Annotated in this window: 13 protein-coding genes; 7 read left to right on the plus strand and 6 right to left on the minus strand. The window is 72.1% G+C overall.

The window, feature by feature from the left end; genetic code table 11:
• Positions 1-196: 196 nt before the first annotated feature.
• Positions 197-1231 (plus strand): WxL protein peptidoglycan domain-containing protein, encoded by a 1035-nt coding sequence (locus ACZ5WG_RS12865; protein WP_468722742.1) that lies wholly within the window; start codon positions 197-199, stop codon positions 1229-1231.
• A gap of 134 nt (positions 1232-1365) precedes the next feature.
• Here the strand turns inward: ACZ5WG_RS12865 and ACZ5WG_RS12870 are convergent, their stop codons facing one another.
• From ACZ5WG_RS12870 to iolC, 4 genes are read right to left on the minus strand one after another with little or no spacing between them, the layout of a single operon-like run.
• Positions 1366-2865 carry a CoA-acylating methylmalonate-semialdehyde dehydrogenase gene (locus ACZ5WG_RS12870; protein WP_468722743.1) on the minus strand — a complete coding sequence of 500 codons (1500 nt, stop codon included), beginning with the start codon at positions 2863-2865 and terminating at the stop codon, positions 1366-1368.
• A gap of 12 nt (positions 2866-2877) precedes the next feature.
• Positions 2878-4746 carry a 3D-(3,5/4)-trihydroxycyclohexane-1,2-dione acylhydrolase (decyclizing) gene (gene iolD, locus ACZ5WG_RS12875; protein WP_468722745.1) on the minus strand — a complete coding sequence of 623 codons (1869 nt, stop codon included), beginning with the start codon at positions 4744-4746 and terminating at the stop codon, positions 2878-2880.
• Positions 4743-5672, minus strand: coding sequence for a 5-deoxy-glucuronate isomerase (gene iolB / locus ACZ5WG_RS12880; RefSeq protein WP_468723045.1), 930 nt, complete (start codon positions 5670-5672; stop codon positions 4743-4745). Before iolB ends, iolD begins: the two co-directional genes overlap by 4 nt.
• A gap of 20 nt (positions 5673-5692) precedes the next feature.
• Positions 5693-6604, minus strand: a complete 912-nt coding sequence (gene iolC, locus ACZ5WG_RS12885) for a 5-dehydro-2-deoxygluconokinase (protein ID WP_468723047.1) — start codon at positions 6602-6604, stop codon at positions 5693-5695.
• Between the two features lie 80 nt (positions 6605-6684).
• On the opposite strand from iolC, the gene ACZ5WG_RS12890 reads away from it, so the two are divergent.
• From ACZ5WG_RS12890 to ACZ5WG_RS12900, 3 genes are all read left to right on the plus strand, one after another.
• Positions 6685-7599, plus strand: coding sequence for a sugar phosphate isomerase/epimerase family protein (locus tag ACZ5WG_RS12890; protein ID WP_468722746.1), 915 nt, complete (start codon positions 6685-6687; stop codon positions 7597-7599).
• A 20-nt stretch (positions 7600-7619) separates the two neighbouring features.
• Entirely contained in the window at positions 7620-8630 is a 1011-nt protein-coding gene (locus ACZ5WG_RS12895; RefSeq protein WP_468722748.1) for a Gfo/Idh/MocA family protein, read from the plus strand.
• 267 nt (positions 8631-8897) lie between these two features.
• The gene (locus ACZ5WG_RS12900) at positions 8898-9098 is read left to right on the plus strand and encodes a helix-turn-helix transcriptional regulator (protein ID WP_030297784.1); all 201 of its coding nucleotides are present in this window, start codon (positions 8898-8900) and stop codon (positions 9096-9098) included.
• 95 nt (positions 9099-9193) lie between these two features.
• Here the strand turns inward: ACZ5WG_RS12900 and ACZ5WG_RS12905 are convergent, their stop codons facing one another.
• Complete coding sequence (locus ACZ5WG_RS12905) at positions 9194-11488, minus strand: MMPL family transporter (protein ID WP_468722750.1); 2295 nt, start codon at positions 11486-11488, stop codon at positions 9194-9196.
• A 131-nt stretch (positions 11489-11619) separates the two neighbouring features.
• Here ACZ5WG_RS12905 and ACZ5WG_RS12910 point away from each other — a divergent pair, with 131 nt between their 5' ends.
• From ACZ5WG_RS12910 to ACZ5WG_RS12920, 3 genes are all read left to right on the plus strand, one after another.
• Positions 11620-12315: a TetR/AcrR family transcriptional regulator gene (locus ACZ5WG_RS12910; protein WP_468722752.1), complete on the plus strand. Its 696-nt coding sequence runs from the start codon at positions 11620-11622 to the stop codon at positions 12313-12315.
• A gap of 192 nt (positions 12316-12507) precedes the next feature.
• Positions 12508-12744: a heavy-metal-associated domain-containing protein gene (locus ACZ5WG_RS12915; protein ID WP_468722754.1), complete on the plus strand. Its 237-nt coding sequence runs from the start codon at positions 12508-12510 to the stop codon at positions 12742-12744.
• A gap of 88 nt (positions 12745-12832) precedes the next feature.
• A complete protein-coding gene (locus ACZ5WG_RS12920) occupies positions 12833-15133 on the plus strand; it encodes a heavy metal translocating P-type ATPase (protein WP_468722756.1) in 2301 nt (766 codons plus the stop codon).
• Positions 15134-15557: 424 nt separating this feature from the next.
• Here the strand turns inward: ACZ5WG_RS12920 and ACZ5WG_RS12925 are convergent, their stop codons facing one another.
• Positions 15558-16847, minus strand: coding sequence for a citrate synthase (locus tag ACZ5WG_RS12925; protein WP_360902915.1), 1290 nt, complete (start codon positions 16845-16847; stop codon positions 15558-15560).
• Positions 16848-16872 lie beyond the last annotated feature (25 nt).

Consider the following 16872-nt stretch of genomic DNA (forward strand, 5'->3'; position numbering starts at 1 on the left):
CGGCGCGGGGGTGACCAACCTCCCCCTTTTTGTTTTCACCGAAACCCACCAGCGGTTCGCCACCTTTTCGGTCGCCGCCCCCGGGGGGGGGGGGGGGGCGGGGGGGGCCCCCCCCCCCCCCCCCCCACCACCCCTTCGCCTTCCGTCCCCGCCCCGTCCCCGCCCCCGCCTCCCCGCGCCGACTGGAGATCCGCCCATGCGCCCCCGCGTCTCTGTTTCGTACGGTCCGCTCCTCGCCCTGTTGCTGCTGGTCGCGGGCCTGCTCCTGCCCGCCGCGACGGCGAAGGCCGCGGACAACGGCACCTGGGGGGTGTTCCCGACGCCTCCGGCCGGCGCCGCGATGACCGACCGCGCGTACTTCTTCCACCAGGGCGCGGCCGGGACCACGGTCAGCGACAGCGTGACGATCCTGAACTCCTCCGACAAAGAACTGACCTTCCAGGTCTTCGCCACCGACGCGGTGAACACCCCGGCCGGCGGCGCCTTCGCGCTGCTCCCGGTGGACCAGAAGCCCAAGGACGTGGGCACGTGGATGGCACTGCCGCCCGAGACGGCGACCACGGTGACCGTGCCGCCCAAGGGGCGCAAGGACATCCCGTTCACGGTGAAGGTCCCGCAGGACGCGACGCCCGGCGACCACGTCGGCGGGATCGTCGCCCTCAACACCGCCGTGGAGGGCATCCGGCAGGAGGGCAAGGTCCAGGTCGGGGTGAAGCGGCAGGTCGGCTCGCGGCTGTACTTCCGGGTGCCGGGGCCGGTGACGGCGGGGCTGAGCGTGGAGAACGTGAAGGTCAGCCGGTCCGCGCCGCTGCTGGCGTGGGTCAAGGAGGCCCGCGCCACGGTCTCGTACACGCTGGTCAACCGGGGCAATGTGGTCGTCGAGCCCAAGGTGGCCGTGTCTGCTGAGGGGTTGTTCGGCCGCACGGTGCTGGACCGGCCGGCCCGCGAGCTGAAGCTGGTGCTGCTGCCGGGCCAGCGGATCGAGCTGACCGAACCGTGGGCGGACGCACCGCAGTCGGACTGGGTCACCGTACGGATCTCGGCCGGGGCGAGCGCCCATCCTGACCTCACCTCGGCATCCGAGGCGGAGTTCGTCGCCGTACCGTGGACCGCCCTCGGCGCACTGCTGGTCCTGGCGGGCGCGGCGCTCACCGTCCGGGTACTCCGCCGACGCCGCCGGTCCCCTGCGGAACAGGCCGAGCCCGCACCGGACTTCGCCGCAACGCACTGACGGGCTCTGCCAGCCCGGAGGCCGGGGCCCGGAGGCCGGGGCCCGGATCGGAAACGGAGCTCGCCCCCCGCGCGAGAGGTGCGGGGGGCGATCGGGTCCTGCGGTCCTACGAGCCTTGCGGCGCGCGGTCCCGGTCAGTGGTTGCGGGGGAAGCCCAGGTCCACGCCCGACGGGGCCTCGGAGGGGTCCGGCCAGCGGGTCGTGACGACCTTGCCGCGGGTGTAGAAGTGGATGCCGTCGTTGCCGTAGATGTGGTGGTCTCCGAAGAGCGAGTCCTTCCAGCCGCCGAAGGAGTGGTAGCCCACCGGCACCGGGATCGGCACGTTGACGCCGACCATGCCCGCCTCGATCTCCAGCTGGAAGCGGCGGGCTGCGCCGCCGTCGCGGGTGAAGATCGCGGTGCCGTTGCCGAACGGCGAGGCGTTGATGAGCGCCACGCCCTCCTCGTAGGTCTCGGCGCGCAGCACGCACAGCACCGGCCCGAAGATCTCGTCGCGGTAGGCGTCGGAGTCGGTCCTGACGTTGTCCAGCAGCGACAGGCCGATCCAGTGGCCCTTCTCGAAGCCGCCGACCGTGTAGCCGGTACCGTCCAGGACCACGTCGGCGCCCTGGCCGGCCGCGCCCTTCACGTACGAGGCGACCTTGTCGCGGTGGGCGGCCGTGATCAGCGGACCCATCTCGGAGGTCGGGTCGTTGCCCGGGCCGATCTTGATCTTCTCGGCGCGCTCGCGGATCTTCTCGACCAGCTCGTCACCGATGGAGCCGACCGCGACGACCGCCGAGATCGCCATGCAGCGCTCGCCGGCCGAGCCGTACGCGGCCGAGACCGCCGCATCGGCGGCCGCGTCCAGGTCGGCGTCCGGCAGCACCAGCATGTGGTTCTTGGCGCCGCCCAGGGCCTGGACCCGCTTGCCGTTCGCGGAGGCGGTGGTGTGGATGTGGCGGGCGATCGGCGTGGAGCCGACGAAGGAGACGGCCGCGATGCCCGGGTGGGCGAGCAGCGCGTCGACGGCGACCTTGTCACCGTGGACGACGTTGAGCACACCGGCCGGCAGACCGGCCTCGGACGCCAGCTCGGCCAGCTTGTTGGCGGCCGACGGGTCCTTCTCGCTCGGCTTGAGGATGAAGGTGTTTCCGCAGGCCACGGCCAGCGGGAACATCCACATCGGCACCATCGCCGGGAAGTTGAACGGGGTGATGCCCGCGACCACGCCGAGCGGCTGGCGGATCGAGGAGACGTCCACGCGGTTCGAGACGGACGTGGACAGCTCGCCCTTGAGCTGCGTGGTGATCCCGCAGGCCAGCTCGACGATCTCCAGACCGCGGGCGACCTCGCCCAGCGCGTCCGAGTGCACCTTGCCGTGCTCGGCGGTGATCAGCTCGGCGATGGCGTCGCGGTTGGCGTCCAGCAGCGCGCGGTAGGCGAACAGCACCTTGGTGCGGGCGGCCAGCGAGGACTGGCCCCAGCTCTGGAAGGCCTCCTGGGCGACCCGTACGGCCGCGTCGACCTCATCGGCCGACGCGAGGGCGACCTGCGTGGTGACCTCGCCGGTGGCCGGGTCGGTGACCGGGCCGTAGTTGCCCGACGCGCCCTCGACGGTCTTGCCACCGATCCAGTGGTTGACGGTCTTCATTGCCTTGCTCCTTCACAGATGGCGACGTCGCTGCGCGGCTTGCCGGTCGTACTCTTCGCGGGCCGCGTTCGCGGACGCACGGGTCGCGGTCTCGGCCACAGGAACATCCCACCACGCCTGTGCCGGGGGCGGGCCCGACACAGTGTCGGGTGTTCGGGTCTGTGCGTAGACACATGTGGGACGGTCCGCCTCACGCGCTTCGGCGAGGGCTTTCCGCAGGTCACCGATGGTGCGGGTGCGGATCACGGCCATCCCGAGGGAGGCTGCGTTGGCCGCGAGGTCCACCGGCAGGGGCGCTCCGGTGTACGAGCCGTCGTCCGCCCGGAAGCGGTATGCGGTCCCGAAGCCCTCCCCGCCCACGGCCCCGGAGAGGCCGCCGATGGAGGCGTAGCCGTGGTTGTCGAGGATCACCACCTTGATCGGGATCCCCTCCTGCACGGCCGTGACGATCTCGGTCGGGTTCATCAGGTACGTCCCGTCGCCGACCAGCGCCCACACCGGGCGGCCGGGGGCGGCGAGCGCCGTGCCGATCGCCGCCGGGATCTCGTAGCCCATGCAGGAGTACCCGTACTCCACGTGGTACTGGTCGGGCGAGCGCGAGCGCCACAGCTTGTGCAGGTCCCCGGGGAGGGAGCCGGCGGCGTTGATCAGGATGTCGTCGGCGTCGACGAGTGCGTCGAGCAGCCCGAGCACCTGGGCCTGCGTCGGGGCGGCGTCCTCGTCGGGGGCCGCGTAGGCCTGGTCGACCAGCCGCTCCCAGCTGCGTTTCCGCTCTTTGTACGCCGTCTCGTACGCGGGGTCCACGCGGTACCCGGCAGCCGCGCCCCGGAGGTCTTCCAGGCCCACCCGCGCATCGCAGACCAGCGGCCGGGCGGCGAGCTTGTGGGCGTCGTACGGGTCGAGGTTGAGCCCGAGGAAGCGGACGGCGGGGTTCTGGAACAGGGTCGCCGAGGCGGTGGTGAAGTCGGTGAGCCGGGTCCCGGCGGCGATGACCAGGTCGGCGCCGCGGGCCAGCTCGTCGGCGGCGGCCGTCCCGGTGTGCCCGATGCCGCCGACATCGGCGGGGTGGTCGTACGGGAGCACCCCCTTGCCCGCCTGTGTGGAGGCGACCGGGATCCCGGTGGCCTCGGCGAACTCCGCCAGTGCGGCCTGGGCCGCGCTGTGCCGGATCCCGCCGCCGGCGACGATCAGCGGGCGCGCGGAGCCCCGTACGGCCTCGGCGGCCCGGGCGAGCTCGTCCCGGTCGGGCCGTGGCCGGCGTACGCCCCACACGCGCTCGGCGAAGAACTCGGGCGGCCACTCGTACGCCTCGGCCTGGACGTCCTGCGGCAGCGCCAGGGTCACCGCGCCGGTCTGGACGGGGTCGGTCAGCACCCGCATGGCCTGGAGGGCGGCCGGGATCAGGGCCTCGGGGCGGGTGATCCGGTCGAAGTGGCGGGAGACGGGCCGCAGGGTGTCGTTGACGGAGAGGTCGCCCGCGTACGGCACCTCGAGCTGCTGCAGCACGGGATCGGCGGGCCGGGTGGCGAAGGTGTCGCCGGGCAGGAGGAGGACGGGGATCCGGTTGATGGTGGCGAGGGCGGCCCCGGTGACGAGGTTGGTGGCGCCGGGCCCGATGGAGGTGGTGACGGCGTGGGCCGAGAGCCGCTCGCGCTGGCGGGCGTACCCGACGGCGGCATGCACCATGGCCTGCTCGTTGCGCCCCTGGAGGAAGGGCATCTCCCGCGGGCCGCTCTCGAGGAGGGCCTGCCCGATGCCGGCGACGTTCCCGTGCCCGAAGATCCCCCAGGTGGCGGCGATCAGCCGGTGCCGGCGGCCGTCGCGCTCCGTGTACTGGCGCGCGAGGAAGCGGACGAGGGCCTGCGCGACGGTGAGCCTCATCGGGTCTCGTCCTCCGCTCGGTAGAAGGGCAGCCGGGGGTCGGTGTCCTGGCCGGGCCAGGTGTCCTTGATCCAGCCGTGGTCGGGGTGGTCCCGGATCAGCCACTCCCGCGGCGGGCCCGGGGGCCCGGCCATGACGTTGAGGTAGTACATGTCGTGCCCGGGAGCGGCGATGGACGGCCCGTGCCAGCCGTCCGGGATGAGCACCGCGTCGCCGGTCCTCACCTCCGTGAGGATGTCGGTCTTCCCCGCCGGGGAGGGGGTGACACGCTGGTAGCCGAGGCCGGGGGTGTCCCCGTGCGGGGCGATCTCGAAGTAGTAGATCTCCTCGAGGCGGGACTCGTGGCCGGGGTGGAACTCGTCGTGCTTGTGGGGCGGGTACGAGGACCAGTTGCCGCCGGGGGTGAGGACCTCGACGGCGATGAGGCGGTCGCAGTCGAAGACGCCGGCGGCGGCGAAGTTGTTGACCTGGCGCGTGCAGTGGGCTGCGCCGCGGATCTCCAACGGGATGTCCCGGGCGGGCCCGTACCGGGCGGGCAGTACGGTCTCGCACCGCGCCCCGACCAGCGCGAACCGTCCCCCGGCGGCGGACCCGATCTCCGCCTCCCCGTCCCGGGGCAGGTACGCGAAGTCGGTCAGCCCGCTGAACACGCTCTCGCGTCCCCGCAGTTCGAACACCTGGGGCCCGGTGTCTGCGGAGCCTCCCCCCGCCCCGCCCTTCTCCCGTTCACCGGGCTCCGTCCGGACCCGGTCCTCGGACGCCGGACGGGCTGGAAGCTCCGGCCCCGCCGGCGTTCGAGGCGGCTGCGCGCAGCGGACCACGCACGCCCCGGCCAGCGGGAGGACGATCCACTCCCGGTCCCCGCACGCGTGCGCATACGTCTCGCCGGGCGCGAGCTCCAGCACCCGCAGCGCGGTGAACTCCATCTCGTGCGACGCGGTCACCGTCACGGCTCCAGCACCTCCTCCACTTCCTTCGCGTACGGCATGGCCGCCGAGCACGCCAGCCGTGACGCCACGATCGCCCCCGCCGCATTGGCGTAGCGGATCACCTGCGCCAAGTCCCAGCCCGCCAGCAGCCCGTGGCACAGCGCCCCGCCGAACGCGTCCCCCGCGCCCAGCCCGTTCACCACCTCCACCGGCACCGGCGCCGCCTCCACCACCGTTCCGTCCCGCCGCATCGCCAGTACCCCGTCCGGCCCCCGCTTCACCACCGCCAGTTCCACCCCGGCCGCCAGCAGCGCCCGCGCCGCGGCCCGGGGTTCGGACTCGCCCGTCGCGATCGTGCACTCCTGCGCGTTGCCGACCGCCACCGTGGCGAGGCCCAGCGCCTGCGCGTACGCGTCCTCCGGCTCGTCCTCCCACAGCATCGGCCTCCAGTCGAGGTCGAAGACCGTGATCCCGGACTTCGCGCGGGCTTCCAGCGCGGCCAGAGTGGCGGACCGGCTCGGCTGCGCGCTCAGGCCGGTCCCCGTCATCCAGAACACCCGTGCGGCCCGTACCGCCGCCAGGTCCAGCTCTGCCGGCTCGATCTCCAGGTCGGGGGCCTTCGGCAGCCGGTAGAAGTAGAGGGGGAAATCGTCCGGCGGGAAGATCTCGCAGAACGTGAGCGGGGTCGGATAGCGCGCCTCCTCCCCCACCCACCGGTCGTCCACCCCGAACCCGCGCAGCTCGGCCCGCAGGTAGGCGCCGAAGGGGTCCGCTCCGGTCTTGGTGATCACCGCCACCCGGCGGCCCAGCCTGGCCGCTGCGACGGCGACGTTGGCGGGCGAGCCGCCCAGGAACTTCCCGAAGGTGTCCGCCTCCGCCAGCGGTACGCCCGTTCTCAGAGGGTAGAGATCCACCCCGATGCGCCCCATCGTGATCAGGTCGAACGCGACATCGTCCGCGGTGGTCACAGGCAGTCCTCCCACTCGTCTCGCACCCTAAGGTGGCCGTCATGACGTCCTCCCCGCCCGCGTTGACCCGTATCCGCATCGGTTCGGCTCCGGACTCATGGGGTGTCTGGTTCCCCGACGATCCGCTGCAGACCCCGTGGGACCGGTTCCTCGACGAGGTCGCCGACTCCGGGTACGAGTGGATCGAGCTCGGCCCGTACGGCTATCTCCCCACCGACCCCGCCCGCCTCGCCGAGGAGACCGCCGGACGGGGCCTGCGGGTCAGCGCCGGCACCGTCTTCACGGGACTCCATCACGGGCCCGCCGTCTGGGCGGACACCTGGGAGCACGTGTCGCGGATCGCGGCGCTCACGCAGGCCATGGGCGCGGGCCACCTCGTCGTCATTCCCTCGTTCTGGCGGGACGACAAGACCGGCGAGGTGCTGGAGGACCGCACCCTCACGCCCGCGCAATGGCGTGAACTGACCACGCAGACCGAACGCCTGGGCCGCGAGGTCCAGGACCGGTACGGACTGCGGATCGTCGTCCATCCGCATGCGGACACGCACATCGACACCCCGGACAACGTGGCCCGCTTCCTGGACTCCACCGACCCGGACCTGGTCTCCCTCTGCCTGGACACAGGTCACTACGCCTACTGCGGCGGCGACAGCGTCCAGGCCGTCGAGACCTTCGCCGAGCGGATCGGCTACCTCCACCTCAAGCAGGTCGACCCGCGGATCCTCGCCGAAGTCGTCGCGGAGCAACTGCCCTTCGGGCCGGCCGTGGCCCGCGGGGTGATGTGCGAACCGCCGTCGGGGGTGCCCGCGCTGGAGCCCGTACTGGCGGCCGCCCAGCGGCTCGGCGTGGACCTGTTCGCGATCGTGGAGCAGGACATGTACCCGTGCCCGCCCGACCGGCCGCTGCCGATCGCCCGCCGCACCCGCGCCTACCTGCGCTCCTGCGGCGCCCGCTGACCACCTGGAGGGAACACGACATGAGCACGCTGGGCATCGCCGTCATCGGGACGGGGAAGATGGGCGCCGACCACGTCCGCCGGATCGGGCGGACGGTGGGCGGGGCCCGGGTGGTGGCCGTGGCCGATCCGGACGGCGACCGGGTCAAGGCGGTCGCGGCGGCGCTGGACGGCGCGAGCGCGCACACGGATCCGGCGGCCGCGATGGCGGCACCGGGGGTGCAGGCCGTACTGATCGCCTCCCCGGGGCCCGCCCACGAGGAGGCGATCCTGCAGGCCCTGGAGCGGGAGTTGCCGGTGCTGTGCGAGAAGCCGCTGACCCCGGATCCGGCGGGGTCGCTGCGGGTGATGGAGGCGGAGCAGCGGCTGGGCCGGCGCCTGGTGCAGGTGGGGTTCATGCGGCGGTTCGACTCCGAGTACGAGCGGCTCAAGGAGCTGCTGGACGCGGGCGGGATCGGCCGGCCGCTGTTCCTGCACTGCCGGCACCGGAATGCCTCCTCGCCCTCCTTCTTCACCAGCGACATGCTGATCACCGACTCCGTCGTGCACGAGGTCGACACGGCGCGCTGGCTGCTCGGGCAGGAGATCACCGCGGTGTCCGTGCTCTCCCCGGCGCCCACCTCGGCGGCCCCCGAGGGGCTGCGCGATCCCCGGCTGGTCCTGCTGGAGACCTCGGGCGGGGCGATCGTGGACGTGGAGATCTTCGTCAACTGCGGCTTCGGCTACGAGGTCCGGTGCGAGGCGGTCGGCGAGGCGGGGAGCGCCCAGATCGGCGAGGGGCAGGCGATGGTCGTCCGGTCCGCGGGCCGCAGCTACGGGGAGATCGTCCAGGATTTCACCGTGCGCTTCGCCGATGCGTACGACCGCCAGCTGCGGCGCTGGGTGGCCGCGGCCGCGCAGGGCCGGGTGGCCGGGCCCGACGCCTGGGACGGCTACGCGGCGGCCGCGGTCTCCGCAGCAGGGCTCACTGCCGCGCACAGCGGCGTACGGACCCCGGTGGAGCTGGTGGAACGGCCGGCCCTGTACCGCTGAGCCGGCCTCCCGCCCCGCTCACTGCTCCCCGTTCGCTGCTCCCCTTTCGCCTCCCATCCGTTGTGCCGCATCTGTCACAGGCGTCGACCTCGTGTCACGGATATCCGCATTACACGGGTCTTCCGTCACAGCAACTCAACAGCCCCTCCCGCGCCTTCACCCCCCGCCGTTCTCCGGGCACAACCTGACTGATCGTCTGTGTCCACGCGTCGGCTCCCCCGACGGCTTCCAGGCCGGCCCCGCGGCGTGGACAAGGAGGTGTCGTGGATGAGCGACCGGCAGCTGTGGTCGTACAAGGAGATCGCCGCCCACATCCGGGTCCAGCCGGACACGGTGCGCTCGTACCGCAAGCACGGGCTGCTCCCCGCTCCCGACCACGTGGAAGGCGGCAAGCCCTACTGGTACGCCGACACGATCCGCACCTGGGTGGCCCGCCGCCCCGGCAACCGGGGCCGCCGCGAGGACTGACCGCCACGCTCGCAGCTCCGGCCGCGGACGGGACCCCCCGGGGCCCCGTCCGCAGGGGGAGCCGCCCCCAGCCGCGGCGGCTCCCCCACCACTCCCTAGCGGCTGCCCGCGGGTATCCGGTCCGGCTCCGGCGCCTCCCCCGGCACCTGCGGCAGCGGTCCCGGCGCGGACTCCCCCTCGCTCAGCCCGAACCGCTCGTGCAGTCTCCGCAGCGGGCCCGGCGCCCACCAGGTGGCCTTCCCCGTCAGCTTCATGACCGCCGGGACCAGGAGGCTCCGTACCACCAGCGCGTCCATCAGCACGGCCAGCGCGATGCCGAGCCCCAGCATCTTGGTGTTGGTCACCCGGGAGCTGCCGATGGCCACCATCACCACCGCCAGGATCACGGCCGCCGCGGTGATCAGCCCGCCCGTGCGGACAAGTCCGGCGCGCACCGCTCCCTCGTGGTCCCCGGTCCGCTCGTACTCCTCCTTGATGCGGGATATGAGGAACACCCCGTAGTCCATGGAGAGTCCGAAGGCGATGCAGAACATCAGGACGGGCAGGGTGGTCTCGATGTCCCCGGTGGAGGTGAAGGAGAGCAGTCCGGACAGGTTGCCCTCCTGGAAGACCCACACCACCGCCCCGAACATCGCCGTCAGGCTCAGCGCGTTGAGCAGTACCGCCTGGACGGGTATCAGCACGCTCCCGGTGAGCAGGAAGACCAGCAGCAGCGTGGCCAGGACCACCAGGGCCAGGGCCGCCGGCAGTTTCTGCGCTATCGCCTTCTGGGCGTCGACGAGTACCGCCGCCTGCCCTGTGACCGAGGTGTCGAAGGGCGCGTCCACCCCTCGCACCTCGCCGACGAGGTCCTGGGCCTGCTGCCCCACCGCCTCGCCCTCGGTGACCACCGAGAAGTACGCGTACCCCGGCCGGGCCTCGGAGGCCACCGGCCCGTTCACCCGCACCCCGGGCAGGGCGGCCAGCCGGTCCCGGTAGGCGGCCAGGTCCGCGGGACCGGACGCGCCCTCGGCCAGCACGGTAAGCCCGGCGCCGGGGCTGCCCGGGAAGCCGTCGCGGATCTGCTGCTGGACCAGGTGGGACGAGGCTGTCTTCGGCAGCTGCCGGTCGTCCACGGTGCCGAACTTCACCCCGAGGAAGGGCAGTCCGAGGAGGAGCAGCCCGGCCGTCGTGGCGATGGCGAACACCGGGGCCCGGCGCATCACCAGCGCGGTCGCCCGCGCCCAGCCCCGGCCGGCCTCGGCATCCGCGCCCGGCGCCCCTGCGGCCGCCCCGGCGCGCCCCCGCCGCCACAGCCGCCGCAGGTCGAGCGAGTTGACCCGCTCGCCGAGCAGCACCAGCGCCGCCGGCAGCAGGATCAGGGCGGCGGCCGCCGCGAGCAGGACCACCGCGACGCCGGCGTAGGCGAAGGACCGCAGGAAGTACATCGGGAAGAACAGCATCGCCGAGAGCGAGACGGCCACGGTCAGCGCCGAGAACAGCACCGTACGCCCGGCGGTCCGCAGCGTGGCCCCCACGGCCGCCACCGGATCCCGCCCGGCGGCGAGCTCTTCGCGGAACCTCCGCACGATGAACAGGGCGTAGTCGATGGCGAGTCCGAGGCCCAGCGCGGTGGTCAGGTTCTGGGCGAAGACGGAGACGTCGGTGAACTCGGTGAGGCCGCGCAGCACGGCATTGGTGCCGAGGATGGCGACGATCCCCACGCCCAGCGGCAGCAGCGCGGCGACGGCGCTGCCGAAGACGATGACGAGCAGGACGAGGGTCACCGGCAGGGCGATCACCTCGGCGCGCAGCAGGTCCTCCTGGATGGTGGTGGTCACCTCGCGCTGGACGGCGACCGGCCCCCCGAGGGAGACGCGCACCGGCCCGTGCTCGCCCCGGTAGCGCGGGGCGATCCGCTCCAGCACCGCGGCGCGGGTCTTCTCGTCGCCGAGCACCCGGGCGGCGATCAGGGCCTGCCTGCCGTCCTCGGAGCGCAGCGCGGGCAGGTGCGTGCGCCAGTACGAGCCGACCCCGGCCACCCCCTGCTCGGAGGCGAGTTGCGCGGTCAGCCGCTCGGCCTCGGCGGCGACGGCGGGATCGTCCACCCCGGCCGCCCCCGGCCCCGCGCCGGCCCCGGTGCCGGTGCCGGTGCCGGAGTCCACCAGCAGGAGCAGGTTGGGCTGGGAGCCGGGGAACTCGCGCTCCAGGACCTTGGCGGCGTAGGTGGACCGGGCGTCCGGGTCCTCCCAGCCGCCGCTGCCCATCCGGTCGGCGACGCCGCCGCCCGCGAGGACGGCCAGTGCCGTGACCACGAGGGCGAGCAGCAGCGAGAGCCGCGGCCGGGCCGTGACGATCCGGGTCCACCGTCCGCTCTCCCCGGGCGACGGCGGTTTTTTGACTTCGGACATGACTCGGTGTCCCCTTCACCGTGATTGCCAGGCCAATTAAACTGGCAAATACGAGCAGTCGCTCGCGTTTTCCAAGAATGCGAGCGCCCTCTCGCGTTTGTCAATCACCCACGGGAAGCAAAGGACGTGACATGCCGGAGAGGTCCCGGGCCGAAACCGCCGCAAAGGCCACGAAGGCGACGAAGGCCCCGGAGCCCACGAAGGCCCCGAAGAAGGCCGCCGCACCCAGGCGCCAGGCCCGCGGGGAGCGCCGGATCGCCCAGCTCCTGGCGGCTGCCGCCAGCGTGTTCTGCCGTACCGGCTACGCCGCGGCCAGCACCAACGCCATCGCCCGCGAGGCCGAGGTCTCGCCGGGCACGCTCTACCAGTTCTTCCCGAACAAGGAGGCCATCGCCATCGAACTGGGCGGCCAGCTGCTCCGGCGCGCCCACGAGATGCACGGCCAGGTGTTCCTCCCGGAGAACCTGGACAGGCCCCTGCCCGAGCTGCTCGACGCCGTCCTGGACCCGGTCATCGCCTTCAACTGCGAGAACCCGGCGTTCTGGGCCCTCATGCACGGCTCCGGCATCCCCGGCATCACCCAGGAGCACGAAGAGCTGCACTCCGGGCTGCAGACCCGGATCCAGAGCGTCCTGCGCAGCTTCTGCCCGGACAGCACACCCGACGAGATCACCCACGTCTCCCAGATGATCCTGGGCATCTTCAAGGCGTCGCTCGACCTGATCCTGGCGAGCGAGGGCGCCGAGCGGGCCGCGTACGTCGCCGAGCTGAAGACCGTACTGCTGCGCTACCTGGAGCCGATGGCCACCGCGTCCCGCCGGCACTGACGTACGCCTTCACACTCCCGCGCCCGCCACGGTCGCCGCGGTCGCCGCCCCGGACACATCCGGAACCGGCCGGAAGTGGCAGCGAACGCTCGCATTGATACCCCCTAGGGGTATAGTCTCCAGGAGTCGGGAGGACGGTGGAGCGAAACCGCCGCCCCGGCGACCGGACACGCCCTTGAAGAGGAGAACGACATGACCGCCGAGACGGACACCCAGACCACCACCGTCTACCGGGTGACCGGCATGACCTGCGGGCACTGCGAGGGCGCGGTGACCACCGAGATCTCCGCCCTGCCGGGCGTCAGCTCGGTCAAGGCCGTCGCCGCGACCGGCGAGGTCACCGTGGTCTCCGCCGCCGCGCTCGCCGACGAGGACGTCCGCGCCGCCGTGGACGAGGCCGGGTACGACTTCGCCGGCCGGGCCGCCTGAGCACCCTCTCCTTCGCAGTACCCCGCCGGGTCGTGCCGGCCAGCTCATACTGGTTCCGTACGACCCGGCCCTCCCCCTGGAGCCGGACATGAGCAGCAGCACAGTGCACGACGGGCCCATAGCGGCGGCCGGAGCCGCCGAGGTCGAGCTGACCATCGGCGGGATGACCTGCGCCTCCTGCGCCGCCCGCATCGAGAAGAAGCTGAACCGGATGGACGGGGTCGCCGCCACGGTGAACTACGCCACCGAGAAGGCCCGCGTCTCGTACGGCGGCGGAGTCCAGGTCGCCGACCTGATCGCGACCGTCGTCAAGACCGGGTACACCGCCGAGGAGCCCCCGCCGCCGGAACCGGAACCCGAAGCAGAGGCCCCGGAGTCCGCACGGGCAGGCGCCCCCCGCGACCCCGAACTGGCCGCGCTGCGCCAGCGGCTGCTGGTCTCCGCCGTGCTGGCCCTGCCCGTCGTGCTGCTCTCGATGATCCCGGCCCTCCAGTTCGACGACTGGCAGTGGCTCTCGCTGACCCTGGCCGCCCCCGTGGTGGTCTGGGGCGCCCTCCCCTTCCACAAGGCCGCCTGGACCAACGCCCGGCACGGCGCCGCCACCATGGACACCCTGGTCTCCGTCGGCACGCTCGCCGCCTTCGTCTGGTCGCTGTGGGCCCTGTTCTTCGGCCACGCCGGAATGCCGGGGATGCGTCACGGCTTCGCCCTCTTCACCGTTCAGGGGGGCGCCCTCTCGCGTACGGACGGCTCCTCCGCGATCTACCTCGAGGTCGCCGCTGGCGTCGTCAGCTTCATCCTGCTCGGCCGCTATCTGGAGGCCCGCTCCAAGCGGAAGGCGGGCGCCGCCCTCAAGGCCCTGCTCGAGCTGGGCGCCAAGGACGTCGCCGTCCTGCGCGGCGGCACCGAGGTACGCATCCCCGTGGCGCAGCTCGCGGCCGGTGACCGGTTCGTCGTCCGCCCCGGCGAGAAGATCGCCACCGACGGCACGGTCGTCGAGGGCGCCTCCGCCGTGGACGCCTCGATGCTGACCGGCGAGTCCGTCCCGGTCGAGGTCGCCGTGGGCGACTCCGTCACCGGCGCCACCGTCAACACCTCGGGCCGCCTCGTCGTCGAGGCCACCCGGATCGGCGCCGACACCCAGCTCGCCCGGATGGCCAGGCTCGTCGAAGAGGCACAGAACGGCAAGGCCGAGGTGCAGCGCCTCGCCGACCGGATCTCCGCGGTCTTCGTGCCGGTCGTGCTGGTGCTGGCGCTCGGCACCTGGGTCACCTGGCTGCTGATCACCGACAACCCCACCGCCGCCTTCACCGCCGCCGTGGCCGTCCTGATCATCGCCTGCCCCTGCGCCCTGGGCCTGGCCACCCCGACCGCGCTGATGGTCGGCACCGGGCGCGGCGCGCAGCTCGGCATCCTGATCAAGGGCCCCGAGGTGCTGGAGTCCACCCGCCGCGTCGACACGGTCGTCCTCGACAAGACCGGTACGGTCACCACCGGCCGGATGACCCTGTCCGGCGTGCACACCGCCGCCGGTACGGACGAGCGCGAACTGCTGCGCCTCGCGGGCTCGCTGGAGCACTCCTCCGAGCACCCGATCGCGCGGGCGATCGCCACCGGCGCCGCCGAGAGGGCCGGGGCCCTGCCGGTCCCGGAGTCCTTCGAGGCCCTCGCCGGGCTGGGCGTCCAGGGCGTCGTGGACGGACACGCCGTTCTGGTCGGCCGCGAGCGGCTGCTGACCGACTGGTCGATCACCCTGCCCGCCGGTCTCGCCGAGGCCAAGGCGGCCGCCGAGGCCGCGGGCGGCACCGCCGTCCTGGTGGCCTGGGACGGGGCGGCGCGCGGGGTCCTGACCGTGGCCGACGCGGTCAAGGAGACCAGCGCCGAGGCGGTGTCCCGGCTGCGGGCGCTGGGCCTGACCCCGGTGCTGCTGACCGGCGACAACAAGGCCGTGGCCGAGACGGTGGCCCGCGAGGTGGGCATCGACGAGGTGATCGCGGAGGTGCTCCCGCAGGACAAGGTGGAGGTCGTACGCCGGCTCCAGGCGGAGGGCCGTACGGTCGCGATGGTGGGCGACGGGGTCAACGACGCGGCCGCGCTGGCTCAGGCCGACCTCGGCCTGGCCATGGGCACCGGCACCGACGCCGCGATCGAGGCGGGCGACCTGACCCTCGTACGGGGGGACCTGCGGGTGGCGGCGGACGCGATCCGGCTCTCCCGGCGGACCCTGGCCACCATCAAGGGCAACCTGTTCTGGGCGTTCGGCTACAACGTGCTGGCCTTGCCGCTCGCGGCCGCCGGCCTGCTGAACCCGATGATTGCGGGGGCAGCGATGGCGTTCTCCTCCGTTTTCGTGGTGAGCAACAGCCTCCGGTTGCGATCCTTCCGCTAGTGGATCTTCTCCCCACTGTGCGCACATTTTCTTCACGGGAGACGCAGATCACAGTGATTGCAACGTAACCATCCGGCACTGCAGTGGGTCTAATGGGGCGATGCCAGGAACGTCTTGGGGGACGTTCACGGGGGTCTTGGGGGACGTCCGGGGCATCAGCCGGCCGGGACGCGTGCTCAACGGGGTGCTTTGAGCGGCCCTCCCGACCCGTACGGGTCCCGGCAGACACCCACTGGAGCGCACCGCGCGTGCGCTCCTCGCCGACACCCCGGCTCGGGTCCCGTGGGGGGAATCCGTTCCGGGGAAAGGAAAGCGCCCCGACCGTCGACCCGTGGGGGGATCGACGGCGGGGCGCTTTTCGCTTGCCTGGTGGCCTCTTCGCCCGACTGAACGCGTCGGCTGAGGGCCTCGGTTGAGCCTCGGGTCAGCGGGCCTCGACCGGGACGAAGTCGCGCAGGACCTCGCCGGTGTAGATCTGGCGCGGACGGCCGATGCGGGAACCGGGCTCCTTGATCATCTCGTGCCACTGGGCGATCCAGCCGGGAAGGCGGCCGAGCGCGAAGAGCACGGTGAACATCTCGGTCGGGAAGCCCATGGCCCGGTAGATCAGACCGGTGTAGAAGTCCACGTTCGGGTAGAGGTTGCGGGAGACGAAGTACTCGTCGGCCAGCGCGTGCTCTTCCAGCTTCAGGGCGATGTCGAGCAGCTCGTCGCTCTTGCCGAGCGAGGAGAGCACGTCGTGCGCCGCAGCCTTGATGATCTTCGCCCGGGGGTCGAAGCTCTTGTAGACGCGGTGCCCGAAGCCCATGAGGCGGACGCCGTCTTCCTTGTTCTTCACCTTGCGGATGAAGGCGTCGACGTCGCCACCGTCGTTCTTGATGCCCTCGAGCATCTCCAGAACGGACTGGTTGGCGCCACCGTGCAGCGGACCCCACAGGGCCGAGATGCCGGCGGAGATCGAGGCGAACATGTTCGCCTGCGAGGAGCCGACCAGGCGCACGGTGGAGGTCGAGCAGTTCTGCTCGTGGTCCGCGTGCAGGATCAGCAGCTTGTCGAGCGCCGCGACCACGACCGGGTCCAGGTCGTACTCCTGGGCCGGCACGGAGAAGGTCATGCGCAGGAAGTTCTCGACGTAGCCGAGGTCGTTGCGCGGGTAGACCACCGGGTGGCCGACCGACTTCTTGTACGCGTACGCGGCGATCGTCGGGAGCTTGGCCAGCAGCCGGATCGTCGAGAGGTTGCGCTGCGTCTCGTCGAACGGGTTGTGGCTGTCCTGGTAGAACGTCGACAGCGCGCTGACCACGGAGGACAGCATCGCCATCGGGTGCGCGTCACGCGGGAAGCCGTCGTAGAAGCGCTTCACGTCCTCGTGCAGCAGCGTGTGCTGGGTGATCTCGTTGCGGAAAGACGCGAGCTGGTCGACGGTCGGCAGCTCACCGTTGATCAGCAGGTACGCGACCTCGATGAAGGTCGAACGCTCGGCCAGCTGCTCGATCGGGTAACCGCGGTAACGCAGGATGCCCTGCTCACCGTCGAGGTAGGTGATCGCGGACTTGTAGGCGGCGGTGTTGCCGTATCCGCTGTCCAAGGTGACGAGCCCGGTCTGGGCCCTCAGCTTCGAGATGTCGAAGCCCTGGTCACCGACGGTGCTTTCGACCACCGGGTAGGTGTATTCACCGTCCGCGTACCGGAGTACTACAGAGTTGTCGCTCACGTCATCCCTCACCGACGTAGTGCCT

It is taken from the genome of Streptomyces sp. NPDC032745 (genome assembly GCF_055579465.1).